This is a genomic window from Pseudomonas arabinosi (assembly GCF_047758675.1).
Lineage (GTDB): Bacteria > Pseudomonadota > Gammaproteobacteria > Pseudomonadales > Pseudomonadaceae > Aquipseudomonas > Aquipseudomonas arabinosi.
The window spans coordinates 6,495,471-6,520,947 of the sequence record NZ_CP180480.1; the positions used below are offsets into that span (position 1 = coordinate 6,495,471).

The following is a 25,477-nucleotide window of genomic DNA, read 5'->3' on the forward strand; positions in this document are numbered from 1 at the left end:
ACGGCATGCTCAAACCGGTGCTGCTCATCCTCGTTTGTCTGGTCTTGCTCGGACTGTCGATCCGCCTGTTTTATCGCGGTTTGCGCCAGACCGGCACCGAGCGGGTGCTGGGACGTCTGACCCAGGGGCAACCGCAGCCGGTGCCGACGAAAACCTCCTGGGTCGGTCTGGATCGAGCCTTTCTGCGGGCCGGCCTTGGGCGTCCCTCCGAGCGTCTGGGGGTGTGGCTGCTGCTCTGGGCCTTTGGCATGTTGCTCGGATTTGTTACCGGTGGCTGGGGCGGCTTGCTGGTTCTGTTACTGCTACCGCCGCTGATGCTGCGTCTGTATGTCAATTGGCGTTATCAGCGCCGACTCCAGCGCATGATTGAACAACTGCCACAAATGCTCGATCACACCGTGCGCAGTCTGAAGTCCGGGCGCACCCTGGCCGATGCGGTGCTGGGCGCCATCGACGCCGCTGAAGACCCGCTGAAAAATGCCATGGGGCGGATTCAGCGCAACGTGCAGCTGGGGGTCAGCCTGCCGGATGCCGCGGCTGACCTCGCCGAGCTGTATGAGAAAGACGAGCTTCGCCTGTTCGCACTCGGGTTGAAGGTCAATCACCGCTATGGCGGCAATGCCAGCGAATTGCTGGAAAACCTGATCAAGATGATCCGGGAGCGCGAGCAGGCTTCGCGCCAGCTCAGGGCCATGACCGGTGAAACCCGGGTGACCGCTTGGGTCCTGGGCTGTTTGCCGATTGGCCTGGCCGGCTATTTCCTCGCGACCAACCCTCATTACCTGCTCGCCATGTGGCACGACGACTCGGGGCAAATCATGCTCGCGTCCGCGTTCGGCTTGCAGGTGGTCGGCAGCCTGGCGCTCTGGCATATGTTGCGCAGCGTATGAAAGTGCCATTGCTGATCTGCGCATTGCTGTTTCTGGGGGCAACGTTGTTGCTGCTCAGCGGCTTGCTGGAACACCGTCGACGGGCACGCCAGGTGGCGCAACGACTCGACGGCAAACTGGCGAGCGACAACCGTGTGGATCAGTGGCTGCAGGTACTGGGCAGTAGCCGGATTGGTCAGCGCTCGGTCAACCTGGATAACGAAACTCTGGCATTGCTTAACCGTCTCGGCTGGCGCAGTGCCCGACGACGCTCACTGTTCGCGGCGTTCCAGGTCGGCGCCCCGGTGCTTGCGCTGGCCCTGACCTTGCTGATCCAGGGCGTGTTCTTCCCTCATGTAGACAACCACTGGATGGCCCCGGTGTTCGCCACCGGCATCGGCTATCTGTTGCCCAAACGGTTGCTGGTCGCTGCCGCGCAGCGTCGGCAAAAACAACTGGCGAGCGAGATTTCCACCTTCATTCCGCTGCTGCGCATCCTGTTCGAATCGGGCATGGCGGTGGAGCAGTCGCTGCGCGTGTTGAGCAATGAAGGCAAACAATTATTGCCGGCCCTGACCCATGAATTGCGTCTGGTATTGGCCCGGGTCGATTCCGGTCTGGAGCTGGGCGAAGAACTGCACAAAGCCACCCGATTGCTGGCCGTCGACGAGTTCACCGACACCTGCGTCATCCTTGAGCAGTTGATCCATCAGGGGGGCGGTGCGATGAAATCTCTGTTGTCCCTCAAGCAATTGCTCGATGACCGGCGCCTGACGCGCTTGCAGGAATACATCTCCAAGCTGTCCGCCAAAATGTCCGTCGTGATGATGCTGTTTCTCTTCCCGGCGTTATTGATCGTACTGGCCGGCCCGGGCTTCACCGCCCTGTCCCATGCCTTTGGTTCTTAGAGGGATCGCTATGAAAGCAATAATTGCCGGTTTGACGCTGCTGTTGTTAGGCGGTTGCGCGAGCAACGGTGCGACGCCCTGGAGCGCCCTGACCAATACGGCCAGTTGCGCCAAGCTGTCCTCCGAGGACCAGCTGTCGCTGAACCTCGCCGATGACATGGCCAATGACGGCAAACTGCACGCCAGCCTCGCCAACCTGCAAAGCCTGCCAGACAACCTGGCCGACGTGCGCCTGCGCAAGGCCAAGGTCTATCGACTGCTGGGCCGCAGCGAAGCCGAGCCGTTATACCGCAGCCTGCTCGGCAGTTGCCTGGCCGCCGAAGCCGAACACGGCCTGGGCCAACTCGCCGCCGCCAAGGGCGACAACGGCCTGGCACAAGCCCACTTGCAACGGGCCGCACGGCTAGCGCCGACCGACGAGAAAATCCGCAACGACCTCGGCGTGGTGTACCTCAACCAATTACGCGTCGAGGATGCGCGTTTTGAATTTCTGACGGCCATGGAGCTCAAGCAAAGCGATCAACTGGCCGCGTTGAATCTGGTCACGCTGCTGATCTACCAGGATGACTGGAGCCGCGCGGCCGAACTCGTCAGCCGTCTCGGCCTGAGCCCCGCCCAAGTCACCGAAGCCCAGGCCCGCGCGCAAAGACTCAAGACACCGAGCAAGTCCGGCCCGACCGCCGTAAACCAGGTCGCTGTCGCCACACCGACGCTTCAATAAGGAGAGGCTTTTGATGAAACCGACCATCCTCTGCTGCATCGGCCTGCTGGCCTTGCCCCTCACCGCTCATGCCATCGACCCCGGCCCCGCCTCGGCCCAACAACAGGAAACCGAAGGCTGGCTGCAACTGCAACGCAGCAACAAGGCGGCGTCCCAGAAACCGCAAACCTCAACCGCGACCGAGCGCGAGCTGAGCATGCAGCGTTGGTTGAAAAGCTATCAGCATGAGATCCCGGAATACTTTGATCAGTATGAGAGCGGGCAGGTGGACGCGGGGTCGGGGGGGTAGTCTTGATCAGGGAATTGGACGTTTGGGGCTAGCGTTTTTCGGGCCGACTGCACACCAACAAAAACCTAATGTGCAGTCACCCCCTGACGCAATCCAGAATGACCGGGTAACAAAGCCAGCGCCAACTGCGTTCGATTATGCATATGCGTCAACCGCAAAACCTGCGACACATAAAGCTTCACCGTGTTCTCGGTAATTCCCAACTCACAGGCAATCTGATAATTCGTCTGCCCCTTCCCCACCAACCGGGCCACTTCCCACTGCCTTGGCGACAGCTGACTGAAAATCGCCGGAATCTCAACCCGATCCACAGCACTGACATCCTCATCAGTGGAAACCGATAACCGCGGCCCACGCCGAACTTTATCCAGATCCTGATACAGATCATCGATCGACTCGGCAAGGTACTGCAGCTTCTGATCCAGATGCCCCAGCTGCACACTCTTCTGCCGTTCCTGCAACACCACTGCCTGACGCGCAATCCCTTCGAGCAACTCACCCAGATTAATCGGCTTCTGGTAGTAATCGGCAAACCCGGCCCGCAAGGCCTTGATCACATCCTGCTTGTCCGCACGCCCAGTGAGCATGATTGCTTCAAACACACGGTGCTTGCCGGATAACCGTTGCAGCTCCTGAACCAGTTGAATCCCGTCCAGACCGGGCATGTGCAAATCGCAAAGCACCAGGCCAATCGCTTCGTCTTCATTGAAAAGCTCGACGGCCTGTTTGCCAGACTCGCAAGAAACGCAACGGTAACCGCGGCCTTCAAGAAACTCACAGAGCTCTGCGGCAATCAACGGCTGGTCGTCGACCACAAGGATTTTTACAGCCGAAGAAAGCTTGTTCACGTGCGACTCCCTGCCGGGTCAAAGTTGTCCGTTCCTCTACAAGCAGCCACAGACTGTACAAATGCTGAATTGAAAGTAGTCGTACTTTCCGACTCTGTACATAGAACAGGCGACTAGTGAAACCAGGCGAGTGTGAGCAACAGGCCCACCAATACGAAGGGTGCAAAGGGTTGTTTCTTTGACATTCCAGGCTCCAGATATCGAAGATGATTTCTAAGCCCTTGGCCCATATGAAGCCAGACTCTTGGCGCCAGCAGCAGCCACAGCACACTGGCCAATCCGGCACCGATGAACACGCCGAGCAGGTGCATGCCGTCCGTCGCCAGCCCCAGGCCGGTCATCAATTTCACATCGCCTGCGCCCAAGCGTTTCAGTGCATAACCGGGCAAGGTAAAAGCCAGCGCCAGCAAAAAAGCCCAGCCGCCCTGCACTGCCTCGGCCCCCAGCCAAGTAGTGCCCGTCCACAGCAGATACGCCAGCGCCAACACCGCTGCGCCAAGGGTCAGGCCATTGGCGATGTGCCGTTCTCGAGCATCCTGTGCTGCGCATAGCGTCAGCCAGATCAGTAATACAAAGCTCTGCATCCGGTAAAAAACGTCCGTTTTGGCTGAATGATTCTATGCTGATATCACGTCGTGAATATCAGGGTAGACGCAGTCATGAAAATAGGCCTCCCCCGTAAGCAAAAAGGCGCTGTAGCGATTGAATTCGCTTTGGTGTTTCTGATCTTTTTCGCCGTGTTCTATGGAATCGTCACTTACAGCTTGCCGCTGTTGCTGATGCAATCGTTTACCCAGTCGACCGCCGAAGCGGTGCGCCGAAGCGTGGCGCTGGATCCGAGCACCCCCGGATACGACACCGCGATAAAAACCATTGCCACGACAGAACTGAGCCGACAGCTCGCCTGGATTCCTGCCGCACTGAATTTCAATGTCGCCACCGACGCCAGCGCCACCTACGTGGGCGGGGTGTTGAAGGTCAGCATCAACTACCCCACCAGCAAACTGCAGCAGGTCATCCCGCTTCTGACCTTGCCGGGAATTGGCCGAGTGCCCAATCTGCCGGTAAACCTCAGCGCCAGTTCGAGCCTGCAATTTTGAGTTCCGCAGACAAACTCTTCGGGCGCCTGCTCAACCGCCATCCGCCTCAGCCCGTGGACACGCCAGACACCCTGAGCGTGCAAAGTGTCGGCTTGCAGATGCATCTGGATGCCGACGGTCGAGTGACTCACCTGACCGGCCCGCTGCGGCACGTGCTGGCCCAGCAGACACCCGCGGCACAAGCACCGCACCTGCTCGATTTCCTCATGCCTCACAGCTGCCTCGCCGTTGAAGGCTCGCCCGTCGACTGGCAGGGACAGAGTCTGGACCTGGACTTTTACAGCCTCAACGGACAACCCCTGCACCTGCGCGGCTGGGTCCAGCCATTGGCCGATGCCTGGCTGTTGCAGTTGCTGGATATCGGCGACTTGTTGCTCGATCGCCGGCAATCACGCAGCCGCGAGCAATGCCAATTACTCGCCGCGCAGATCGGCGAACAGTTGCGCCGGTGCAACCTGACGCGCCTGCCCGAGGTGTTGGCGGAACAGCTGCAAGGCCTGGCCCAGCGTTTCCACATGCCATGCATTGCGGTGGCGCTGCTCGATGAACAGGAAGAAGGCTGGCAGATTCACCAGCAATACACGGCCTTCGATGCGCCCCACCTGTGGCAAAACGCTCAGCGCCTGGGCACGGTGCTCGACAGCCTGAACGGCTCTGCGCCGCAATGCCTGACGCCCGCTGAACATCCCCGTTTGCAAGGCATCTTCGGTAATGCCGAAGGGTTCGCGGTGCCCTATCACGATGCTCAGGGTGTGGTCGCCTGGTTGCTGTGTGGCCTTTATCCGGTGCAGCAACAGGCACCCGACCTGAATGATCGCGACTGGTTACAACTGACCGCCGCGCTGGCAGGCCCGTTGCTTGAGCGCTTGCGCGAACACCGACACCATCTGCAACTGGAACGGCTGGAGTCGCTGCAAGCCTTGCTCGGCACCGGATGGTGGGAGGTGTTCAGCGACAGTCGCGAGGTGCAATTGGCGCCGTCGCTGGCCAGTCACCTGAACCTTGCGATCGATCGTTTGCCGCTGCACGACTGGCTTGATCGGGTGCACCCCGCCGACCGTGAAGAGCTGAGCAGTCGTCTGCAAGCCTTGCAAGACGACGGCATTCCACTGCTGCTGTGCGTGCGTTTGGCACAAACGCCGAACTGGTATCGCCTGCAGGGCCAGGTCCTGGGCATCGGTAAAAACCGGCGGTTGGTGGGTTTCATGCTCGACATCAGCGACATCAAAAACCAGGAGCAAAACGCGGCGGCGGCCCATGCCCGACTGGACAACCTGATCGCCAGCTCGCCGGCGGTGATCTACGTGCAACGCTATGTCGAAGGTGCGCTGCAACCAACGTTTTTCAGTGACAGCCTACTGCCGCTGCTCGGCTGGACACTGGCTGATTGCGCGACAGGGACCTTGGTTGAAAGGGTGCACCCGGATGACCGCGATCGGTACTTCGAACGTACCCGACATTTGCTGCGGGAAGGTTCGGTGCGCGCCCGCTATCGGCTGCGCGACAGTCGCGGCGAATACCACTGGCTACTCGATGAAGCCAAGCTACTGCGCGACGACCTTGGCTTGCCGGTGGAAGCCGTCGGCCTGTGGCTGGATGTCACCGAAGCAACCCTGGCCGCCGAACAGGTGAAGCAAAGTGAAGAACGTTACCGGATCCTGGTGGAAGACTCTCCGGCAATGATCTGCCGCTACCGCCCGGACCTGACCCTGACCTTCGGCAACCGCCCGCTGGCGACTTACCTGGAGTGCCAACCCGAGCAACTGCCCGGGGTGAATCTGGGCAGCTGGATGTCGCAGGAACAGCGCGAAGCGTTTCTCCAGCGGCTCAGCCGACTCAGCCCGGAATTCCCGGTCAGCACCGCGGAAATCAACCTGCAACTGCCGGGACGGGAACATGCCTGGTGGGTGTGGTCGGATCGCGGGGTGTTCGATGAACACGGCCATTTGCTGGAGATTCAGGCGGTGGGTCGCGACAACACCGAGGTCCGCCGCGCCCAGCAGCAGCTCACCCAAAGTGCAAAAATGGCCACCCTCGGCGAAATGGCCACAGGGCTGGCCCATGAAATCAATCAGCCGTTGAATGTGATGCGCATGGCCATCGTCAACGTGCTCAAGCGTCTGAGCAACGGCGATGCGCAGATCGACTACCTGACCGACAAGCTCAACCGCATCGATGCACAGGTCCAGCGCGCCGCGCGGGTGGTGGATCACATGCGGGTGTTTGGCCGCCGCTCGGAGATCGAGCAACATCCGTTTAATCCGGCACAAGCCATCGAAGGCACGCTGTCGCTGCTGGCCGAAGGGATGCGCGGAAAAGGGGTCGATCTGCGGGTCAGCGAGACCGGGTTTGACGTGCAAGTGCGCGGTTACGTCGATCAGCTCGAACAGGTGTTGATCAATCTGATGGTCAACGCTCGGGATGCGCTGCTCGGCAAACGCGAGGCCGACCGCGAGTTCAAACCGTGGATTTCGGTGTACGCCGAACGTGATGAGTATTCGGTGCGACTGTGGGTCGAGGACAACGGCGGCGGTATCGATCCGCGGTTGCTGGAGCGGATTTTCGAGCCGTTTTTCACCACCAAACCCGTGGGTGTCGGCACCGGGCTCGGGTTGTCGGTGAGTTACGGCATCGTCGAGAACATGGGCGGAAAACTGAGCGTCAGAAACTCGGTCGAGGGCGCACGGTTTTGTATCGAGCTGCCGATTGCCGCCGACGATCAGATCACCAGTGTCGCTCGTCCTGAGTGACAACTGAGGTTGGCGCCGACATCGACCTTGTTCAGATCGATCCCCAGACTGAGCAGCAGCGTGTTGATCAAAGTGTCGAGCAACGGGCTGAGCACGCTGTTGATCGCGTTGACCAGCAACGTGGTGACACTGTTGAGGATGGCCCCCAGACCACCGACCAGACTGCCCGTCGGGCCGTACATGTTGACCTTGATATTGGTCGCCGTGTCGGTAAGGCTGCTGACGATATTGCTGGTGGAATAGGAATAGTAGAACGGTGGCTGGTTGATCTCCGGCAGGCTGGTGGCCGGCGGTGCGGAATAGACGTGCGGCATGTTGGCGCTCTGTGCCACGGTGGTGTCGGCCATGATACTGATGCCGCCGCCGACGCCTGGAATCCGTGGGTCGCAGGAGATGGGCAGGAACAGAATCCTCATACAGGTTTTCACCCCGATATCGATCACCTTCAACGGCTGCACCACTACCGCCGGTGGCGTGGTGTTGCTGCCGAAAGCGGTGGCTGGATCGATCTTGCCGATCTTCAGATTTACCAGCGAAGTGCTGGTGTTGGTGGTCAGGGTTTTGTTGGTGGTACTGACGCAACTGTAGGCAGTGACATAGCTGTTGGCGCTGGCAACGTCCAGCGCCACGTCGATACGTATCGGTGGCGGCAGCACGATGATGTCGGGTGTCTGACAGGGCACGAGCAAGGCACAGGTCAGTGAGTTGAGCACTCCCACCAGGTTGAGATTGAGCAAGGCGTTGAGTGTGTTGGTCAGCGGGCCTGCCAGATCAGCCGCCGCATTGATCAGCGCCACGATGGAATCGAGCACCGGCAAGTCGATCGACAGCAATGTACGCACCTGAGCGGTTTTCACATAGATCCGGTTGGGCCCCAAAGGCGCGAGCGCGGCGCTTTTCGGATTGCCGATGGCCGAGAGCTGTGGCGGCTCCAGTATCTGCACCCGAGCGGTGATTTGCGCCAGCCCCGCAAGGTTGATCGGCAGGGTCGCCACCAGGCCGTTTTTCTTGTTGGCCAGTTGCACGACCGCCTCGATCAGGTCGAACACTTTCAGGTTGGTCCCCAGCGCCGTCACGGTGCTGCCAGCCTCGACGTGCAGCACGTTGCCGAGTACGACGGTGGTTGCGCCTGCCGCGACTTTCAGCGCTTGAAGACTCGTAATGGTTGCGGTCGCGCCGAGTGTGCCGCCGGGGTCCAGTACATTGACGGCGGTCTGGATCAGCTGGCTGACGGCAATCGTATTGCCCAATACCTGGTCATACCCGGCAGCGCTGAGGTTAAGGTCGACCTTCAATCGATCGAGGTAGCCGAGCAGGCTGATGTTGGTGTTCACCAGTCCGTTCCAGCCCGCCGCATTGATGTTCAGGTTACCCCCGAGCAAACCGCCGAACAGCGCGTTGAGCGTGGCCGATTTGCTGGTGTCGACGCTCAGCGTCGTGCTGCGCAGGGTCAGCGAAGCCAGCGGTGGCGGTAATGCGGCGACAGCGCTGGCCGTCAGGTTGATGGTCGCCGCGCGTGGAGCGCCACCGAACAGGGCGCCGATACCGCCGGCGACACTCTGCGGGACCGAATGGCTGGCGATCACCCGAATGGCTTCGCTCTTGCTCGGGTCGGCGCCAAACACTCGAAGGTTATTGGCATCCAGGGTCAAGGCGCCGCAAGCGACCAGCAGAGTGTGATTGGGGTCAGGAAGGGTGAAGCCGTTACGGTTTGCGCTGGCGGTGGCATAGACGGTGGCGGTGTTGCCAGCGGCGCAATCACCCCCTCGGGTGGAAGCTTCAAGTGCGGCCATGTCCGCTACGCGCTGCAGGTCACGTTTTTTCAGGTACAAACGACCGCTGTCGACCACGACCAGCAAGAACACCAGAGCCATGCCCAATGTCAGCGCCGCCATCAAACCGATCGCCCCCCGTTGCCGGGACGGGCTGCGAAACTGCAAACGGGGAGACATCGAACACTCCTTTGCCGGTGCACAGCTGAGGGCTACCTCCTTGGGTGAACAGCAGTGTAGACAAGACTTGGCGGGGTTGCTGGCAACATGCCAGTGCCGACAACAAAAACCACTGTGGGACCAAGCTCGCTCCCACAGGTTTTTTTGTTGTAGAGTTTATTTGGGTGGATAGTTGGCGAGAATTCGCCCCACCGTTTCACGTATCGCCGTGCTGCGGTCCGACGGGTTCGTTGTGCGGCTAAGAATCTGCTCGTCACTGCCGCGCCACACCAGTTTGCCGTCCTTGCCGTCGAGCAGGTCGATCTGGATGATCGCCACTTTGTAGCTGACGTTACGGGTTTCGTTGTACATCGGCCCGCCCCAGTAGCCGTTCCATGGATTACCCCAAGCGCCGCCGTAGTTGGTGGTCACTTGTTGCTGGCGCTGCTCGACGATCAGATAGGTCTGCACACTCAAATCGCCCTTTTGGCTACCCGCAGCCGGACGCAGGCCACGTTGATCCAGCTGTTCGGTCACCGATTGGCGGATGCGTTGTTCAGTCAGGTCGCTCTTGATCCGAGGGTCATCGGGCCGATATTGCAGGGCGGGTTCTTTCCAGCTCCAGCTGCGATAGGCGGCGAAGTCGCGGCTGGCATCGAAGTCATGATTGACCTGGCTGCCGGCGCAGGCAGTGAGCAGCACGGCCACAGCCAGTAAAGCGAGACGGCGGAACATGATATTTCTCCGGTTGAAGACATGAACCTGCGCAATGCTTCTTAACGACAGAAGCTAACCAGGAGGATACGCCGACATCGCCTTTTCCACAGCTTCGCGTATTGCATCGGCACGCTCGCTCTGGCTGCCGCGATTGCTGGTTTCGGCGCTGGCACTCCACACCGGTTGACCACTCTGGGCGTCAAACAAATCTACCCGCACCACCACGACCTGTTCCTGATAAGTCCGAACGATCGGCACGGTGTTGTACATGCCGTAACCGCTGCCGTAGCGGTTGTAACCGCCATAACCGCCGCCGTAGTAACCATAGTCGTCCCGAACCTGACGCAGGCGGGTTTCCAGGTGCAAGTCGGCGCTGACAAACAGGTCGGCCGGGCGGTTATCGTGCAGCGGGCGCAAGCCACGTTGATCGAGCGCATTGCTGACGGCTTCGGCGACCTGCGCCGAATCCGCCCAGGCGCTGCCCGGCGGCAGCTGCCCGTTGAGCCAGGCCCAGCTGCGGTAACGCCCGTAGTCGCGCGGCGGGGCCGGATAGGCGCTGCGGTCAAAGGTGTTGGCCGCCTGAGGCGGCGCGGGTGGCAAGGGGTTGGATGACGCCACATAAGGATTGCTGCCCTGACAGGCCGCCAACCCGAGACAGATCACCAATAACCCCGAACGACTGTTCATTTCGCGCTCCGATCAGACCGGCCGACAGATCCAGTGCAAGTAACGCCCAAGCCCGGCAAAGCTTGGGTGACGACGGTGGGCCAGTTCCATTTCCAACAAGTCCACCAGTTCGACGCGGGCCTGGAATTCCACCGGCATGTAGTCGTGAAAAACTCGCACCCCGCTCTGGGTTTCGACCTGCCACAGGCCTTCAAGTTGCGCCGCCAGTTCCCGTGGATCAAGGGGCTGCTGCGGCGTCAGGCTCTGTTTCTCGCCGGCCATGTCGTTCTTGCGCATCTTGCGGAAATGGCCTTTGAGCAGGTTGCGATAGATCAACGCATCGCGATTGTAGAAGGCCAGGGACAACCAGCCATCCGGCTTGGTCAATTGATGCAGCACCGGCAGGATCGCATGAGGTTCGGCCAGCCATTCCAACACGGCGTGGCACAGCACCAGGTCGTAGGGTTCGGTGAGTTGGCCGAGCAGATCCTGCCATGGCGCCTGAATGAACGTCGCTGTTTGCCCGGCGTCGGCAAAGCGTTGGCGGGCGCCTTCGAGCATTGGCTCGGCGGGCTCGGCCAGCGTGACCTCATGACCACGCTCGGCCAGCCACAACGACATGTGGCCCAGGCCGGCGCCGATGTCCAGTACGCGCAACGGCCGGTCCGGCAGGGTTTCGGCCAGGTCGGCCTGAAGCACCGCCAGACGGATCGCGCCTTTGGCACCGCCGTAGATTTTTTCGGCGAAGCGGGTTGCCAGTTGATCGAAATGACGGTCGGTCATCAGCTGAACCTCCGTTCACTGTCCGCGAGTTTGCTGCGCACGACTTCATTCATGTCCAACCCCAACTCGCTGCACAGCAGCAGTAGATAGAGCACGATGTCGCCGATTTCCTGCCCGGCATGGGCGAGTGTGTCCGCCGGCAACTGGCGCGACTGGTCTTCGGTCAGCCACTGGAAAATCTCCACCAGCTCGGACATTTCCACGCTCGCGGCCATGGCCAGGTTTTTCGGGCTGTGAAATTGCCGCCAGTCATTGCGGTCACGGATGGCGTGCAGGCGTTCGGTCAGTTCAACAAGGTTCATCGGGCTCTCCTGAAGGCGTATAGCTTCGGGGGGATAAGGAATGAAGGCAAGCGGCAAGCGCTGCAAAACCACTATGCTTGGAGGGAACTCGGCACCCTGCTCGATAGCCCAAGGCTCAAGTCCGGCAACCATGCCACCACTTTCATCAAGGACGCTCATGACATGCAGGTAGAAAGTTTTTTCGAATGGCTCGGCCAGGCACTCGGTTCGGTTATCCGCTTCATCGTTGACGGCCTCAGCGGCTTGTTCAATCTGTTGAGCCATGCCGGCAGCAACTTTGTCGAAGGGCTGTCCCGTGCGCTGGGCATGGACGCATCGATCATCAGCATCGTTGCGCTGATTTTGGGGTTGATGCTGTTGTGGTCGGCGATTCGGGCGTTCATGAATGCGTCGATCATCATGGGGATTATCTGGTTGATGCTGGGGTTGTGGTTGTTGAGCTGGATAATCCACTAGCAACCTGATCGTTCCCACGCTCTGCGTGGGAATGCAGCCCGGGACGCTCCGCGTCCCTGACGGCGTGACGCAGAGCGTCACAGGAGGCATTCCCACGCAGAGCATGGGAACGATCACCGCAAACTGTCGCTACAATGCCGCTCCCCCAAGGAGCCTGCATGTCCAACCTGATCACCGACTGGCGCGACCGCCCTACCCATCGTCGAGTGTGGGCACTCGCCGCGCCGATGATTCTCTCGAACATTTCCGTCCCGCTGGTGGCGCTGGTCGACAGTACCGTCATCGGGCACTTGCCCCACGCCCATCAGTTGGGCGCCGTCGCGGTCGGGGCCAGCCTGTATACCTTTCTCGCCTGGGCCATGGGGTTTCTGCGCATGGGCACCACCGGGTTCGCCGCACAGGCCGCCGGGCGTGGGGACGGCGCGGCATTGCGGCAGATCTTGCTGCAGGGTCTGTTGCTGGCCATGGGCCTGGCCATTGTCCTGGGAGCACTGGGTGTGCCGTTGAGTGGGGTCGCGCTGCATTTCATGCAGCCGTCGGCGGAGCTGGATCAGCTGACCCGCGAATTTTTCCACACCCGCCTTTTCGGCCTGCCGGCAGCGTTGGCCAGTTATGCGCTGGTCGGCTGGTTCCTCGGCACTCAGAACGCCCGGGCGCCGCTGGCCATTCTACTGAGCACCAACCTGGTGAATATCGCGCTGAACCTGTGGTTCGTCCTCGGGCTGGAATGGGGTGTGGTCGGTGCCGCCCGAGCATCGGTGATCGCCGAATGGACCGGCGCGCTGATCGGCCTGCTGATGACCCGCAACGCCCTGCGCGCCTACCCCGGCCACATCGCCTGGGCCGCGCTGGCGCTGTGGCAGAGCTGGCGCCCGCTATTGGCGGTCAACCGCGACATTTTCATCCGCAGCCTGGCGCTGCAATCGGTGTTTTTCCTGATCACCGTGCAAGGCGCGCGGCTGGGTGATGCCACCGTCGCCGCCAACGCGCTGCTGCTCAATGGTTTGCTGCTGACCGCCCATGCGCTGGACGGCCTGGCCCACGCGGTGGAAGCTCTGTGTGGGCATGCCATTGGTGCTCGTGATCGGGAGGCCCTGCGCCGCTCATTGGTGGTGGCTTGCGGCTGGTCGTTGCTGGCGAGCCTGGGTTTTGCCGTGCTGTTCCTGTTCGCCGGGCATCTGTTTATCGAGATGCAGACCAACATTCAGAGCGTGCGCGACACGGCGTTCATCTACCTGCCCTACCTCGCCGCGCTGCCGCTGATTGCGGTCGGGAGTTACCTGCTCGACGGGTTGTTTATCGGCGCCACCCGGGCCCGGGAAATGCGCAACGGCATGCTGCTGACGGTGGTTTTGTTGCTGCCGTTCGCTTGGGCGCTGCAAGGTTTTGGCAACCATGGACTGTGGATAACCTTTCTATTGTTCATGGTGCTGCGCAGCCTGACCCTCGGTGCGTTTGCCTGGTACCTGCACAAAAACGACGGCTGGTTCGCCGGCAAAGCTCACTGAGTCGGCGTTGCTTTGACGAAGGCCGTGACCACATCCAGCACCGGAGCCAAACCGCGCATCGGCCGGGACAACGTCGCCACCAGCGTGGCGTGGCTGGTGCGCGAGAAATACAGGTCCTGCACCGGCACGCCCGCCTCGCGCAGTTTGCGTGCCAGACCACCGGTGTTGCGGGCCGGGTTGACCAGTTCATCGTCGCTCGCCGCGATCAACAAGGCCGGTGGTGCACCGCGACTGACATGATTGATTGGCTGCGACCGCGGCGGTGAGTCCGGCCAGAAAAACACCGGGCGCACCTGCGGATTCTTGATCGGCAGAAAATCATAAGGCCCGGCCAGACCGATCCAGCCGCTGAGGTTGTGCGGTGACAGCCCCACCGCCCCCAGTAACCCGGGGTCCAACGCCAGCATCGCGACGTTGTAGGCCCCGGAACTGTGGCCCATCAGGTACAACCGCTGTGGGCTCCCGGAGTATTGACGAATGTGTTCATGGGTCCAGGCCACGGCCCGGGCGCCATCTTCAAGGAACAGCGGATAATGCACCTGCGGATACAACCGATAGTCCGCCAGCACCGCAATAATTCCTCGGGACGCCAAGGCCTCGCCAACAAAAGCGTAATCGCTGCGTGAACCGCTGTTCCAGCTGCCGCCGTAGAAAAACACCACCACCGGGGCGTTTTTCATGGGAGGGCGCGGTACATACACATCGAGTTTTTGCCGCGGGTCAGGGCCATAGGCAATGCCCTCGGTCTTGTCGCAGGTTGCGTCGGGGGTCAGCGCATTGAGCAACTTCAGCGGCGAGCACGCCGTCATCACAACCAGCATTACGCCGCCGATTATCAGGCTGAACAACCGCCGTGTGGTGCTCGCCATCGATGTTGAACCTCGTGTTCAGGGTTGATCGTTCTGCCACCGGTTGCGCAGGTTATCGAGACGCTCCTGCTGGGTGAGTCCCGGCAATGCGTACCCAGGCAAAGCGCCGGGGTACTGCAAGCGTAGCCATAACCAGTCATCGAGTACCGGGCGCTCGGTAAATTCCAGCGCCAGCCCTTCCTGCACGTGGGACCACAGCGTGTTGTAGTCCGTCCCCGTGGACCGACTCCAGTGCCAGGCATGCTGCTCCAGCAGGCAGGTTTGCAGTTTTTCCTGCTGTCGAGGACTGAGGTTTTCTTCAACCGCCAAAGGGCTGACGGCAAGTCCCGGATTGACCAGCTGCTGCCAGCCCTGACTGCCGATCGCGCGGTCGGCCCACGTCCCGCCGAACCAGCGCAAATGGCTGATAGGACCCAGCCAGCGACTCAGCTCCTGCGCATCGCAGGCATCGAACAAGTAACTGGCCGTTTGTGGGTTGTAGTAACTCAACAAGGCTCGATGATGCACACCGACAGTGACCGTGAGCATGCGGCGCAGATGCTCCAGCAACAGAGGCGAAGACGCTTCACTGGCGATCAGCAAGCCACGCCAGAGGGGCACTTCGCTGTGGCACAACCCAGCCAGCACAGGGCATGTTCGAAGGTCGATCAGGGCCGGACCGTGTTCACGCAACGCCTGCCACTCAGTGCCTTCAAACAACCAGAACCACCGGGCATGCGCAAACTGCTGTTGCAGCATCGCCCCCGCCTGTGGCGCGCCCGGCACATCCAGCAATAGCCATTGCGGGGTCGCGACGATCATGCCGCACCGCTCTGGCCAAATCGCTTCGCCGCCCGACAGGTGCAGAGGGCCTGCTTGCAATGGTTGTAACTGCCGCCACCGGGCAGCAGACATAGCAACATCAATGGTTCGCTCGATTGCAGAAGCTCCAGCATGCCCTCGACATCATCTGTCGCTGATGTGCGCGGCGGGCCGACCTCCTCAACCTCTTCAACGGGCGAAGGGACGTTAAGAAACCCGGTAATCAGGGGCTGATCCGGATCCCCCTCGATAAAGCTCACCACCACCTCGGCCCCCTCACTCAACTGCGTGACTGCCGCGTCGCCCAGTTCAGCGGCCACCGGCAGCCAACTGTGGCTGGGCACCGCGCCCTCGCCCTGATAGAGCCAGTCAAATTGCACGGCAACCGGTCTGGACGGATCGGGGCATGCCTCATCAATGTTGACCACCCAGGCCCGTTGCAGGCTGTGCATCCTGGGTTTCACTGCGCAATGAGGCGCTACAAAAGGCACCTGCCAGTGAATCGCGCGGATCTGGTTGCTGTAGGACGCCGTTAAATCCTGGCTGCCCTGATGCTCCACATGGGTCAGCAGCCAGAGATGATTCCAGTCGGCAATCGGATGACCGGACAGCGGCATCAACTGACCGCTGCGCAGCGCCGTCAGGTCCGTCCGGCCTTCGGCAATCGGCGCGGTTCGTTGCCCAGCGCAGCCTAGAAGCTCGAATTCACGTACCGCTGATTGCTCACTCTCGACTTGGAAGAGCGCATTTTCGCCGAGGCAAAAATGACCCTGACCATCACCGAAAACCACGCAATGCCCGCGCTCGCCGTGTTCGAAATGGTAGTGAAGCCGTTCCTGGGCACACAGCCGCTGGATAAATTGCAGGTCTGATTCCCGGTACTGCGTACAGAATTCACGGACTGGGTAATCGCCACTCAGCTCAAAGCGCCGATGCTTGCCGGCAATACCATGTTCCTTTAGCACCTGGCTGAGGATTTGCGGCACCGAGCGCGCGCTGAAAATTCGCTGGCTAAAGCGCAGGGAAAGGCACGCCAGCTTCGGCCCCAGACGTACGCGACAGAGCCTGACAGCCGGGTCATGATCACGCTGGACGAGTTCATGCAATTGTCCGTGAAAGCCGTTTCCCGCAGGCCCGACATGCAAAAAGGCCGGACGGTACAGCAGGCTTGCAAGGTCGAGTGTCGGGTCATCGACCAGCAGATCCACGTCGAACACAAATGGCTCGCTGATGGCTTCTTTACCGGTAAAGGCCAAGACCTCAAAGGGGTCGGGCAGACCCTCTACATCCAGACGAAATGACGGCTCGTTGACTGGATCGAACATCGGCGATTCTCTACAGGAGGGGCGGCCGGGGATTCTCTCCGAGAGAGTTGGCCGAGTAGAGTGCCGAAGTACAACTTAGGAAATGACCTACGCGAAAAGAAGACCACATCGCCTGGATGGCCAGGAATGTAAGTCATTTCGCTTGAAATCAGAGAGGCATCCCACCAAGTCATCTGAAATTTCCGCTACGTGCGGAACATTTTCAGACAACCTGATGAGAGCAGTGCTTACCTCAAGAAGACAGGTAAGAGGAACGGGTCAGGCCCAGACGCAGCGCGTCGAGGAACTGGGTACGCTCGGCGGCGGTGATGCGGGCACTGGCGCATTTGTCGCGGTAGTGGGTCATCAACTCTTCCGGCGACAAGTGCACGTAACGCAGCATGTCTTCGATAGTGTCGTGGGTTTCGATACCCGCGTGGTACACGCTGCCGTCAGCGTTCTGATAGATGTTCACCGAGTCGGTGTCACCGAACAGGTTGTGCATGTCGCCGAGGATCTCCTGGTAGGCACCGACCAGGAAGATACCCAGCAGGTAGTCTTCACCGTCGTTCAAACCGTGAACCGGCAGGCTGGTTTCGATGCTCTGCTCGTCGACGTATTGCTTGATCTTGCCGTCGGAGTCGCAGGTCAGGTCTTGCAGCACGGCACGGCGCAGCGGCTCTTCGTCGAGACGGTGCAGCGGCAGGATCGGCAGGACCTGGCCGATGGCCCAAGTGTCCGGCAGGCTCTGGAATACCGAGAAGTTGCAGATGTACTTGTCGGCCAGCTTGTCGTTGAGTTCGTCGAGCACCTGACGGTGCGAACGCTGACGAGCCTTCAACGAGTTGTGCAGGCGACGGCACACCGCGAAGTAGCATTGCTCGGCCAGGGCTTTCTCGGCCAGGGTCAGCTTGCCATCGGCGTACTGGGTCGCGATGTCGCTCATGTAGTGAGTGGCGCGCCAGTAGGTTTCGGTGACCATCTCGATGTCGGTCGGGCCCAGCAGGTCAACCAGCCACTGCACGGTTTCCGGCAGTTCTTCCTTGTTGTCGATCTGCGGCACGTCGTCGTTGTGTTTCTCGACGTCGGTCACTTGCACCACCAGCATCGCGTGGTGAGCGGTCAGGGAACGACCGCTTTCGGAGAAGATGTTCGGGTGCGGCAGGTTCTGCGCGTCGCAGAATTCCTTGAGCATCCCGACCACAACACCGGCGTAATCGTCCATGTCGTAGTTGATCGAGCTGGCGTTACGCGAGTGCGTACCATCGTAGTCCACGCCCAAACCGCCACCGACGTCGATGTGATCCACCGGCAGGCCGAGGTTGCGTAGTTCGCCGTAGTAACGAATCGCTTCCTTGAAGCCGTGCTGGTAGTCCGCCAGGTTGGCGATCTGCGAACCCATGTGGAAGTGCAACAGGCGAATGCCCTGATCCAGGCCAGCCGCGCGGAACCGCTCGACCACCGACAGCAGTTGCGCCGCCGACAGGCCGAACTTGGATTTCTCGCCACCGGTGTCGGCCCACTTGCTCGACGCCAGGGACGACAGACGCACGCGCAGGCCAACCTGTGGTTTGACCTTGAGCGAAGCAGCTTCTTCGATCACCAGCGCGACTTCGGATTCTTTCTCGATCACGATGAACACGTTGTGGCCGAGCTTCTGGCCCATCAGCGCCAGACGAATGAATTCGCGGTCCTTGTAGCCGTTGCAGACGATGGTGCCGCCCTTCGGCGCCAGGGCCAGCACGGCCAGCAGTTCAGGCTTGGAGCCGGCTTCAAGACCAATGGACACGTCTTGGGTGGCAATGATGTTCTCGATCACCGCTTCTTGCTGGTTAACCTTGATCGGGTACAGCGCGGTGTACTTGCTCTGGTATTCCAGACGCTCGATGTTGGCGTCGAACGCGCCGGTCAGCTGACGCACGCGGTCTTGAAGAATGTCAGGAAAACGCACCAGCAACGGCAAGGACAGGCCGCTTTGGCGCAGCTGGTCGACTTGCTCGAACAGGTCGATAGGCGAACTGGTCGGACCGTTCGGACGAACTTCGACGCGACCGGCGTCATTGATCGCGAAGTACCCGGCCCCCCAATGGCGAATCCCGTAAACACTGCGGCTGTCCGCAACTGTCCATTGGCTGCCATCGTCTTTGCGTGTGCGTCGTACGGACATTGAAGTCCCCTATAAAGAAGTCATAGAGCGTCGCCTGGGTTCAGGCCGGCGCAGTCTAAAGAATGAAAATGACGGTTCGTCAACGAGGGGATAGACCTCGCTGACCGCAGTGAGTTTAGAAACCGGTCAGAACAGGCTCTGTGAAAACCATGTAGACGACGCCAGACCTGCTGTCAGGACTGGATCAAGCCGAGGGTGGTTTTCACAGAGGCTGCTAGCCGCCGGACTTCTTCGCTTTGAAACCGTGTTTGATCAGCTCGGCCAAGAGTAGCTCGACATGATCGCCCTGGATTTCAATGATTCCGTCTTTCAACGCACCACCGGTCCCGCAACGTTTCTTCAACGTGGTCGCCAGGTCCTTGAGTGCGTCTTCGGCCAACGGCACGCCGGTGATGGTGGTCACCGTCTTGCCGCCACGGCCCTTGCTTTCGCGACGCACGCGAGCGATGCCGTCGCCGGCCGGGATAACGGTCTGTTTGCAGATGCAGGCATCCACCGGTTGACTGCAATCCGGGCAATGACGACCTGCGTCGGTGGAAAATACCAGGCCACCAAGGGCGGCGAAGGATGCGGCTTTTTTGGCCACCGGCAATCCTCTTGGGAGGACAAAGACTGGTCGCGGCAACTTGGGCAAGTGCCATCGACCGCGAAGCCCCACTCAGGCAGGGGCAGCGCTACTGAGCCAGACGCACTTATAAAAAGGAGTGCCGGTTCAGCTTGAAAAGGTCGCGCAGTGTAACGGCAAAAAGCCGACTTGCTAAGAGCCAATCAGCGCCAATTTATGCCTCTTTTGCGACGTCCGACCCACGGGCCCGAAGATACCGCTTCAACGCAGCCAGAGAGTCCGGGCAATAAGGCTTTTGCTGGATTTCCAGCAGGACCTGATCGATGGGGATGAAGCGCGCTTCCAGCACCTCTTCCGGTTGAAGGATCAACGGGCCGTCCCACACCGCCGAAAACGCCGAACACCAGAGCCGATTGCCGGTGTCTTCGAAGAAAAAGTGATCATGGGCAGTCAGTTCCACACCGCTCACACCCAGCTCTTCCTCCAGCTCGCGGGCCGCCGATTCGGCGTAGGTTTCGGTCGCTAGCACCATGCCCCCCGCCGCCACGTCCCAGAAACCTGGATAAATGGCTTTGCTCAGCGTGCGTCGATGCACGCAGAGTTCACCGGCGGAATTGAACAGCATGATGTAAGTGCCACGTCCGATCAGCCCGCGTTCACGCAGGTCGGAGCGGACCAGGGTGCCGAGCAGGTTGTCCTGCTCGTCAACCCAGGCGATCTGTTCGGCATCCGAGGCCGCGCGGTGCGCGACCTCTCTGGCGCTATCGACCATGACTTAGCCCTGATTGAGCAATTGACGCAAATCGATCACTGCGGCGTTGGCCCGGGAGATGTAGTTGGCCATGACCAGCGAGTGGTTGGCCAGCACCCCGAAACCGCTGCCATTAAGGATCATAGGACTCCAGACCGGTTCCTGCGAGGCTTCCAGTTCACGAATGATCTGACGCACGCTGACCGTGGCGTTCTTCTTGGCCAGCACATCGGCGAAGTCGACTTCGATGGCGCGCAGCAGATGGGACAAGGCCCACGCCTGACCGCGAGCTTCGTAGAACACGTTGTCGATCTGCATCCACGGGGTTTCGACGATTTCTTCGTCCACCTGCGGCACCTGACCCGGCACGACGACTTCGGTTTTCAGCGCGGTGTTGAGCTTGACCCGGCCAACGCTGGCCGACAGCCGTTGCGACAGCGAACCCAAACGGGTGCCGACATCGCCCAGCCAGTTATTCAGGTTGTCGGCGCGGGCATAGAACAGCGCACTTTTCTGACTGGGGTCAGACAGGCGCGCCTGATAACGGCTCAGGGAGTTGATGCCTTCCTGGTATTCGGACTCACTGGAGGGCAGCACCCAGCTCTTGTTGTCGAAGTTGAAACGCGGCTCGGCCTTGGCCAGGTCAGCGTCTTCGGTGGACTGCGACTGGGAACGAGCGAAGTCTTTACGCAGTGCACGACTCAGGTCACGGACCTGGACCAGCACGCCATATTCCCAGCTCGGCGTGTTATCCATCCACAGGCCCGGCGGGAAACGGTCGTTGGAGATATAGCCACCCGGCTTGGTCAGCAAAGTACCGGCGACGGTCTTGAGGGTTTCGACCGTGGTGTAGCCGATGACCATTTGCTTGCCTTCTTTCTCGGCGGCCAGCTGGGCATTCTGCTGAACCGGAAACAGCGCAGGTTCCTGGCTCCAGTACCAGCCCAGCGCAATAGCCACCAGCAAGTAAATGACAATCAGAGTGGCCAGCGCCCGGCTGAACAACAGGCCACCCAAGTAACTGCGGGTGGCCGATTTCGGTTCAGCGGCACGTTCAGGCGCGCTGCCCGCGCGGTTCTTCCAGTCCAGCATGGCGATATCCTTTCAATCACTTGAGTTCATCGGTTCGACCACTACCCTATCTCATCGTGCCTCGTTTGCCGCGCATTAAATCCTGCGCAAACACTACCCGCACAATGACCACGATCGACGGCCACTATAAATGAAGCACAGCTTGGATCCTATGCGACCAGTCGGTCAGAAACTGAATCAGGTCGCTTTGCAGTTAATTGACGTACGACACTCATACGATGGAAAAGAGGTGCTAGCATAGAGCCACCAGTCGATCTCAGCATGCACCCTAACTAGTAGTCAGGATATGACCGAGCCAGAAGACCCCAGCCGTGAGCGCCTCAAGCACCACTTTGCCCAGCGGGTAATTCATCAGGCACGTCAAATTCTTGAGATATGGCAGCGCCTGCAATTCAGTGAGTGGTCCACCGCCGATTTATCGGAACTGAGCGAGGCCAACCTGCGCCTGCTGCGTTTCGCCGAGCGCTTCGAACAACCTGAACACACCCAACTGGCGCGCCACATCGGTCAGTCGCTGGAGGCTGTCGACGCCAATCGCGGACGCCTGAGCAGCGGACTGATCACTGACCTCAATCGTTTGATGCAGCGCCTGTCACGCACCGGCTTGCGCCATGGCGATCAGTTGGACCAGACCTTTCTGCCGCCACTGCGCAAGCCTATTTACGTGATGCTGCAGGATCACGACCGCGCCGAGCGTCTGGCCAAGCAGCTGGAATTTTTTGGGCTCAGCGCTCAAGCCCTCGACAGCGTTGCGGCGTTCCGCTCTTCGATGGTCGAGCGCTTGCCTGCGGCGATCGTCATGGACGTGGACTTCAGTGGCGCCGGCATCGGCCTGAAACTGGCTGCCGAAGCCCAGGAAGGCCTCGATCATCAATTGCCGCTGTTGTTCTTCAGCCTGCACGAAACCGATACCCCGACCCGCCTCGCCGCCGTGCGTGCCGGTGGCCAGGAATTCCTGACCGGCACCCTCGAAGCCTCGAGCCTGCTGGAGAAAATCGAAGTCCTGACCTGCGTCGCCCAGTACGAACCCTATAAAGTGCTGATCATCGACGACTCCCGCGCCCAGGCCTTGCACACCGAGCGCCTGCTCAATAGCGCCGGGATCGTCACGCGGACCTTGATCGAGCCGATCCAGGCCATGGCCGAGCTGGCGGACTTCCAGCCAGACCTGATCATCCTCGATATGTACATGCCGGCCTGCACCGGCACTGAACTGGCCAAAGTGATCCGCCATAACGACCGTTATGTCAGCGTACCGATCATTTACCTGTCGGCCGAAGACGATCTGGACAAGCAGCTCGACGCCATGAGCGAGGGCGGCGATGACTTCCTGACCAAACCGATCAAGCCCCGGCACCTGATCACCACCGTGCGTAACCGCGCGGCGCGGGCGCGCAATCTGAAAGCGCGGATGGTCCGCGACAGCCTCACCGGGCTGTACAACCACACGCACATTCTGCAATTGCTCGAAGACTGCAGCTTCCGCGCCCGCCGCGAGAACAAGCCGCTGAGCTTTGCGATGCTCGACATCGACCACTTCAAACGGGTCAACGACAGCCACGGCCACCCCATGGGCGATCGAGTAATCAAGAGCCTGGCGCTGTTCCTCAAGCAACGCTTGCGCAAGACCGATTTCATCGGCCGTTACGGCGGTGAAGAGTTCGCGATTGTCATGCCGGACACTGATCTCGAATCGGCCCATAAAGTGCTCGACGAAATCCGTCGACGCTTTGCCGAGATTCACTACCCGGCTCAACCGCAGGACCTCTGGTGCACGTTCAGCGCCGGGGTGGTGGAACTGTGTGAAAACTCCGACAGCCTGATGATGGCCAGCCAGGCAGACGAAGCGCTGTACCGCGCGAAGGACGCCGGACGCAACCGCGTGCAGGCCGCGCGAACATCAAAGCAAAGTGCCACCTTTTCATCGGAATCGACCCATTCGGTCATAACCCTGTAACACAAACGCAATAAATTCAGGCGCTTACCATTCTGCCGCTGGTAGACCCGCGATGCGCCTGAAGCTGCTGACCAATCTCAACACCCTCCTTTTAGTCGCCGTGTGCGTGGCCCTTGGCGCCACACTTTGGTGGTCGCAAAAGGCCCTGGAGCGCCCCTATCTGTTGATGGAGCGTTACTTGGGCTTGTCCCAGCAATTTCAAAATGAAGTCGCGCGCAACATCGAGGACTACCTCGCCAGCGGCGATGCCCTGCGCCTGAGCAGTGCCGGCCAGGCCATCGACGGCGTGCAAAAGGAACTCGGGGAGTTGCCGCCGGCGTTGGCCGACACCTTGCGCCCGAGCCTGTCGAACCTTGAAGAATTCAGCAAAACCGACCTGCTGGCCGCCGGCAAACTCGCAGGCGATCCGCAAGCGCTGTTGCTGCAAGCCGAACGCGAACTCGGTGCCAGCCTCGATCAGCTCAGCCAATACGCCAGCGCTAACGCGGCGTATCTGACGCCGTTGCTCGCCGCCTCCCAGCACTTGGGCAAATTGTCTCTGGCCCGGGACAAACTGGTCAGCAGCGGACGCAGCGAATTGGCCGCCGATGTCGAGCGTGAAGTCGCCAACATTCGCACTCAGGCAGAGTTGCTGGGCACCTTGCCGCTGCTCGGTGTAGCCGGCAGCAGCGAATCCGGCACCGATGATTTCGCCGCGATGATGGGCTTGGAGAACACCGAAAAAGCTGTTGCCGAAGATGCGGGCGTCGGCCTCAAGCGCGAACTCAACAGCCTGCTGACGCGCTACCCCGCCGAACTCTCCCGTACTCGTGAGCAGATCCAGAAACGCACCGGCCTCAGCGCCGCCACTCACCTGAAAATCGCCGCCGTGCAGCAGGCCATTGCCGGACTGGAACCGGTGGTTCGCGCCCAGCACGGACAGATCCAGAGCGAAGTGCGGCTCATGCAAGGGGTGATGATTGGCCTGATTCTGTTGATTGCTTTGCTGATCGACACCTTGCAACGGAAACTCGCCCGGACGCTGACCAACCTCGCCCCGGCCCTTTCGACCTGGGCCGAGGGCGACTTCAGCCGGGACATTGAACTGGGCGCTACCAATCGTGAACTGCACGACATTCAAGCTTCGCTCAATCGCTTGCGCGCCTATCTGGTCGCCCTGGTCGGGACCATTCGCCTCAACGCCGAGCAGGTCGCCGGTAGCAGCCGAACGCTGGCCGAGTTGAGCAATGACCTGCACAGCGGTGCCGAACACCAGGCCGGCGACACGGCGCTGATCCGTGATTCTCTCGGCGAGCTGGAAGCGACCATTCAACAGGTTGCCGGCGATGCCAGCCAGGCCGCCGACGCCAGCCGCCATGCCGGGCTGGCGGTGGAGCACGGCCAGAAAGTCATCGGTTTAAGCCTCACAGGGCTGCACGCGCTGGTCGGCGAAGTGCAAGGCAACGCGCAAATGATCGAACACCTGGCCGAAGAGTCGGCAACCATTGGCGGCGTGCTGACGGTGATCCGCTCGATTGCCGACCAGACCAACCTGCTGGCCCTGAACGCCGCCATCGAAGCGGCCCGTGCCGGGGAAATGGGTCGAGGGTTTGCGGTGGTGGCCGAAGAAGTTCGATCACTGGCACAACGCACCGCTGGCGCCACAGCAGAGATCCAGACGTTAATCGCCGGTTTGCAAACCGCGGCGCGACAATCGGTGGAAGGCATGCGCGCCCAGGTCGAACACGCCGAAGCCACTGCCAATCAGGCCCAGGCCGCCGACGGTGCGCTGGATAAAATCGTCGGCGCGATCCAGACCATTTCCGACACCGCCGTGCGCATCGCCGATGTCACCGCCCAGCAGAGCGGTGCCGTCAGCGAAATCCGCGATCACAGTGAGCGGATTCACCAATTGGGTGGGGATAACTTGCTGCGTATTGGCCAGGGGCGTGAGCAAGGGGAGCATTTGCTGGTGCTGGGTGGACGATTGCATACAGCCGTCCAGGCTTTCCGCGTCTGATGGATTGCCATCGCGAGCAGGCTCGCTCCCACATTGATCTGGGTCGTTCACAGGACCAGTGTGGGAGCGGGCTTGCTCGCGAAGGCGTCAGAACAATCACCACAGGACTCGCCCTGCACACCCG

24 protein-coding genes are annotated in these 25,477 nt (G+C 60.6%); 10 read left to right on the top strand and 14 right to left on the bottom strand.

The features are described from left to right. Positions 1–5: 5 nt before the first annotated feature. The 4 genes from ACMXYJ_RS30195 to ACMXYJ_RS30210 are packed head-to-tail and all read left to right on the top strand — an operon-like array spanning position 6 to position 2,787. The gene (locus tag ACMXYJ_RS30195; protein ID WP_415760827.1) at positions 6–890 is read left to right on the top strand and encodes a type II secretion system F family protein; all 885 of its coding nucleotides are present in this window, start codon (positions 6–8) and stop codon (positions 888–890) included. Next, the gene (locus tag ACMXYJ_RS30200) at positions 887–1,777 is read left to right on the top strand and encodes a type II secretion system F family protein (protein WP_415758068.1); all 891 of its coding nucleotides are present in this window, start codon (positions 887–889) and stop codon (positions 1,775–1,777) included. The genes ACMXYJ_RS30195 and ACMXYJ_RS30200 overlap by 4 nt, the downstream gene beginning before the upstream one ends. 10 nt (positions 1,778–1,787) lie before the next feature. Next, positions 1,788–2,498 (top strand): hypothetical protein, encoded by a 711-nt coding sequence (locus ACMXYJ_RS30205; protein ID WP_415758069.1) that lies wholly within the window; start codon positions 1,788–1,790, stop codon positions 2,496–2,498. A 13-nt stretch (positions 2,499–2,511) separates the two neighbouring features. Next, on the top strand, positions 2,512–2,787 hold the full coding sequence (locus tag ACMXYJ_RS30210; protein ID WP_415758070.1) for a DUF3613 domain-containing protein: 276 nt from the start codon (positions 2,512–2,514) through the stop codon (positions 2,785–2,787). A 65-nt stretch (positions 2,788–2,852) separates the two neighbouring features. On the opposite strand, the gene ACMXYJ_RS30215 is transcribed toward ACMXYJ_RS30210, so the two are convergent. Together ACMXYJ_RS30215 and ACMXYJ_RS30220 are read right to left on the bottom strand one after the other, a co-directional pair. Next, positions 2,853–3,635 (bottom strand): response regulator, encoded by a 783-nt coding sequence (locus tag ACMXYJ_RS30215; protein ID WP_415758071.1) that lies wholly within the window; start codon positions 3,633–3,635, stop codon positions 2,853–2,855. A 113-nt stretch (positions 3,636–3,748) separates the two neighbouring features. After that, positions 3,749–4,219: a prepilin peptidase gene (locus tag ACMXYJ_RS30220; RefSeq protein ID WP_415758072.1), complete on the bottom strand. Its 471-nt coding sequence runs from the start codon at positions 4,217–4,219 to the stop codon at positions 3,749–3,751. A 75-nt stretch (positions 4,220–4,294) separates the two neighbouring features. Here ACMXYJ_RS30220 and ACMXYJ_RS30225 point away from each other — a divergent pair, with 75 nt between their 5' ends. Both ACMXYJ_RS30225 and ACMXYJ_RS30230 read left to right on the top strand, forming a co-directional pair. Next, positions 4,295–4,735: a TadE/TadG family type IV pilus assembly protein gene (locus tag ACMXYJ_RS30225; RefSeq protein ID WP_415758073.1), complete on the top strand. Its 441-nt coding sequence runs from the start codon at positions 4,295–4,297 to the stop codon at positions 4,733–4,735. Beyond that, positions 4,732–7,485, top strand: a complete 2,754-nt coding sequence (locus tag ACMXYJ_RS30230) for an ATP-binding protein (RefSeq protein ID WP_415758074.1) — start codon at positions 4,732–4,734, stop codon at positions 7,483–7,485. The genes ACMXYJ_RS30225 and ACMXYJ_RS30230 overlap by 4 nt, the downstream gene beginning before the upstream one ends. Here ACMXYJ_RS30230 and ACMXYJ_RS30235 read toward each other — a convergent pair. The 5 genes from ACMXYJ_RS30235 to ACMXYJ_RS30255 all read right to left on the bottom strand — a co-directional run bounded on the left by ACMXYJ_RS30235 (position 7,455) and on the right by ACMXYJ_RS30255 (position 11,884). Continuing rightward, positions 7,455–9,437 (bottom strand): pilus assembly protein TadG-related protein, encoded by a 1,983-nt coding sequence (locus ACMXYJ_RS30235; RefSeq protein WP_415758075.1) that lies wholly within the window; start codon positions 9,435–9,437, stop codon positions 7,455–7,457. The two genes, ACMXYJ_RS30230 and ACMXYJ_RS30235, sit on opposite strands and share 31 nt — an antisense overlap. Before the next feature lie 156 nt (positions 9,438–9,593). After that, positions 9,594–10,151: a DUF4136 domain-containing protein gene (locus tag ACMXYJ_RS30240; protein WP_415758076.1), complete on the bottom strand. Its 558-nt coding sequence runs from the start codon at positions 10,149–10,151 to the stop codon at positions 9,594–9,596. A 54-nt stretch (positions 10,152–10,205) separates the two neighbouring features. Next, complete coding sequence (locus ACMXYJ_RS30245) at positions 10,206–10,820, bottom strand: DUF4136 domain-containing protein (protein WP_415758077.1); 615 nt, start codon at positions 10,818–10,820, stop codon at positions 10,206–10,208. Between the two features lie 12 nt (positions 10,821–10,832). Then, complete coding sequence (locus tag ACMXYJ_RS30250) at positions 10,833–11,582, bottom strand: methyltransferase (RefSeq protein ID WP_415758078.1); 750 nt, start codon at positions 11,580–11,582, stop codon at positions 10,833–10,835. Continuing rightward, complete coding sequence (locus ACMXYJ_RS30255) at positions 11,582–11,884, bottom strand: MazG-like family protein (protein WP_129438809.1); 303 nt, start codon at positions 11,882–11,884, stop codon at positions 11,582–11,584. Before ACMXYJ_RS30255 ends, ACMXYJ_RS30250 begins: the two co-directional genes overlap by 1 nt. A gap of 162 nt (positions 11,885–12,046) precedes the next feature. On the opposite strand from ACMXYJ_RS30255, the gene ACMXYJ_RS30260 reads away from it, so the two are divergent. Together ACMXYJ_RS30260 and ACMXYJ_RS30265 are read left to right on the top strand one after the other, a co-directional pair. Next, positions 12,047–12,340, top strand: a complete 294-nt coding sequence (locus ACMXYJ_RS30260) for a hypothetical protein (RefSeq protein ID WP_415758079.1) — start codon at positions 12,047–12,049, stop codon at positions 12,338–12,340. A gap of 158 nt (positions 12,341–12,498) precedes the next feature. Further along, a complete protein-coding gene (locus ACMXYJ_RS30265; RefSeq protein WP_415758080.1) occupies positions 12,499–13,848 on the top strand; it encodes an MATE family efflux transporter in 1,350 nt (449 codons plus the stop codon). On the opposite strand, the gene ACMXYJ_RS30270 is transcribed toward ACMXYJ_RS30265, so the two are convergent. The 7 genes from ACMXYJ_RS30270 to ACMXYJ_RS30300 all read right to left on the bottom strand — a co-directional run bounded on the left by ACMXYJ_RS30270 (position 13,842) and on the right by ACMXYJ_RS30300 (position 21,397). Next, the gene (locus ACMXYJ_RS30270) at positions 13,842–14,717 is read right to left on the bottom strand and encodes an alpha/beta hydrolase (protein WP_415758081.1); all 876 of its coding nucleotides are present in this window, start codon (positions 14,715–14,717) and stop codon (positions 13,842–13,844) included. The two genes, ACMXYJ_RS30265 and ACMXYJ_RS30270, sit on opposite strands and share 7 nt — an antisense overlap. Positions 14,718–14,735: 18 nt before the next feature. Beyond that, the gene (locus ACMXYJ_RS30275) at positions 14,736–15,518 is read right to left on the bottom strand and encodes a DUF4123 domain-containing protein (RefSeq protein WP_415758082.1); all 783 of its coding nucleotides are present in this window, start codon (positions 15,516–15,518) and stop codon (positions 14,736–14,738) included. Then, on the bottom strand, positions 15,515–16,843 hold the full coding sequence (locus ACMXYJ_RS30280) for a contractile injection system protein, VgrG/Pvc8 family (RefSeq protein WP_415758083.1): 1,329 nt from the start codon (positions 16,841–16,843) through the stop codon (positions 15,515–15,517). Before ACMXYJ_RS30280 ends, ACMXYJ_RS30275 begins: the two co-directional genes overlap by 4 nt. Positions 16,844–17,075: 232 nt before the next feature. Next, positions 17,076–18,989 carry an arginine decarboxylase gene (gene speA, locus ACMXYJ_RS30285; protein ID WP_415758084.1) on the bottom strand — a complete coding sequence of 638 codons (1,914 nt, stop codon included), beginning with the start codon at positions 18,987–18,989 and terminating at the stop codon, positions 17,076–17,078. Between the two features lie 214 nt (positions 18,990–19,203). Next, positions 19,204–19,575, bottom strand: a complete 372-nt coding sequence (locus tag ACMXYJ_RS30290; RefSeq protein ID WP_007907444.1) for a translation initiation factor Sui1 — start codon at positions 19,573–19,575, stop codon at positions 19,204–19,206. Positions 19,576–19,768: 193 nt separating this feature from the next. Next, positions 19,769–20,326, bottom strand: coding sequence for an NUDIX hydrolase (locus ACMXYJ_RS30295; RefSeq protein WP_415758085.1), 558 nt, complete (start codon positions 20,324–20,326; stop codon positions 19,769–19,771). A 3-nt stretch (positions 20,327–20,329) separates the two neighbouring features. Then, positions 20,330–21,397: a DUF2333 family protein gene (locus tag ACMXYJ_RS30300; protein WP_415758086.1), complete on the bottom strand. Its 1,068-nt coding sequence runs from the start codon at positions 21,395–21,397 to the stop codon at positions 20,330–20,332. 286 nt (positions 21,398–21,683) lie between these two features. On the opposite strand from ACMXYJ_RS30300, the gene gcbA reads away from it, so the two are divergent. Both gcbA and ACMXYJ_RS32100 read left to right on the top strand, forming a co-directional pair. After that, positions 21,684–23,354, top strand: coding sequence for a diguanylate cyclase GcbA (gene gcbA / locus ACMXYJ_RS30305; RefSeq protein WP_415758087.1), 1,671 nt, complete (start codon positions 21,684–21,686; stop codon positions 23,352–23,354). A gap of 52 nt (positions 23,355–23,406) precedes the next feature. Then, the gene (locus ACMXYJ_RS32100; protein ID WP_432760537.1) at positions 23,407–25,353 is read left to right on the top strand and encodes a methyl-accepting chemotaxis protein; all 1,947 of its coding nucleotides are present in this window, start codon (positions 23,407–23,409) and stop codon (positions 25,351–25,353) included. Positions 25,354–25,477: the final 124 nt, after the last annotated feature.

Coding starts and splice junctions, on each gene's coding strand:
- ACMXYJ_RS30195 (WP_415760827.1), top strand. CDS start 6: ATGCTCAAACCGGTGCTGCTCATCCTCGTTTGTCTGGTCTTGCTCGGA.
- ACMXYJ_RS30200 (WP_415758068.1), top strand. CDS start 887: ATGAAAGTGCCATTGCTGATCTGCGCATTGCTGTTTCTGGGGGCAACG.
- ACMXYJ_RS30205 (WP_415758069.1), top strand. CDS start 1,788: ATGAAAGCAATAATTGCCGGTTTGACGCTGCTGTTGTTAGGCGGTTGC.
- ACMXYJ_RS30210 (WP_415758070.1), top strand. CDS start 2,512: ATGAAACCGACCATCCTCTGCTGCATCGGCCTGCTGGCCTTGCCCCTC.
- ACMXYJ_RS30220 (WP_415758072.1), bottom strand. CDS start 4,219: ATGCAGAGCTTTGTATTACTGATCTGGCTGACGCTATGCGCAGCACAG.
- ACMXYJ_RS30225 (WP_415758073.1), top strand. CDS start 4,295: ATGAAAATAGGCCTCCCCCGTAAGCAAAAAGGCGCTGTAGCGATTGAA.
- ACMXYJ_RS30235 (WP_415758075.1), bottom strand. CDS start 9,437: ATGTCTCCCCGTTTGCAGTTTCGCAGCCCGTCCCGGCAACGGGGGGCG.
- ACMXYJ_RS30240 (WP_415758076.1), bottom strand. CDS start 10,151: ATGTTCCGCCGTCTCGCTTTACTGGCTGTGGCCGTGCTGCTCACTGCC.
- ACMXYJ_RS30245 (WP_415758077.1), bottom strand. CDS start 10,820: ATGAACAGTCGTTCGGGGTTATTGGTGATCTGTCTCGGGTTGGCGGCC.
- ACMXYJ_RS30250 (WP_415758078.1), bottom strand. CDS start 11,582: ATGACCGACCGTCATTTCGATCAACTGGCAACCCGCTTCGCCGAAAAA.
- ACMXYJ_RS30255 (WP_129438809.1), bottom strand. CDS start 11,884: ATGAACCTTGTTGAACTGACCGAACGCCTGCACGCCATCCGTGACCGC.
- ACMXYJ_RS30260 (WP_415758079.1), top strand. CDS start 12,047: ATGCAGGTAGAAAGTTTTTTCGAATGGCTCGGCCAGGCACTCGGTTCG.
- ACMXYJ_RS30265 (WP_415758080.1), top strand. CDS start 12,499: ATGTCCAACCTGATCACCGACTGGCGCGACCGCCCTACCCATCGTCGA.
- ACMXYJ_RS30270 (WP_415758081.1), bottom strand. CDS start 14,717: ATGGCGAGCACCACACGGCGGTTGTTCAGCCTGATAATCGGCGGCGTA.
- ACMXYJ_RS30275 (WP_415758082.1), bottom strand. CDS start 15,518: ATGATCGTCGCGACCCCGCAATGGCTATTGCTGGATGTGCCGGGCGCG.
- ACMXYJ_RS30280 (WP_415758083.1), bottom strand. CDS start 16,843: ATGTTCGATCCAGTCAACGAGCCGTCATTTCGTCTGGATGTAGAGGGT.
- speA (WP_415758084.1), bottom strand. CDS start 18,989: ATGTCCGTACGACGCACACGCAAAGACGATGGCAGCCAATGGACAGTT.
- ACMXYJ_RS30295 (WP_415758085.1), bottom strand. CDS start 20,326: ATGGTCGATAGCGCCAGAGAGGTCGCGCACCGCGCGGCCTCGGATGCC.
- ACMXYJ_RS30300 (WP_415758086.1), bottom strand. CDS start 21,397: ATGCTGGACTGGAAGAACCGCGCGGGCAGCGCGCCTGAACGTGCCGCT.
- gcbA (WP_415758087.1), top strand. CDS start 21,684: ATGACCGAGCCAGAAGACCCCAGCCGTGAGCGCCTCAAGCACCACTTT.
- ACMXYJ_RS32100 (WP_432760537.1), top strand. CDS start 23,407: ATGCGCCTGAAGCTGCTGACCAATCTCAACACCCTCCTTTTAGTCGCC.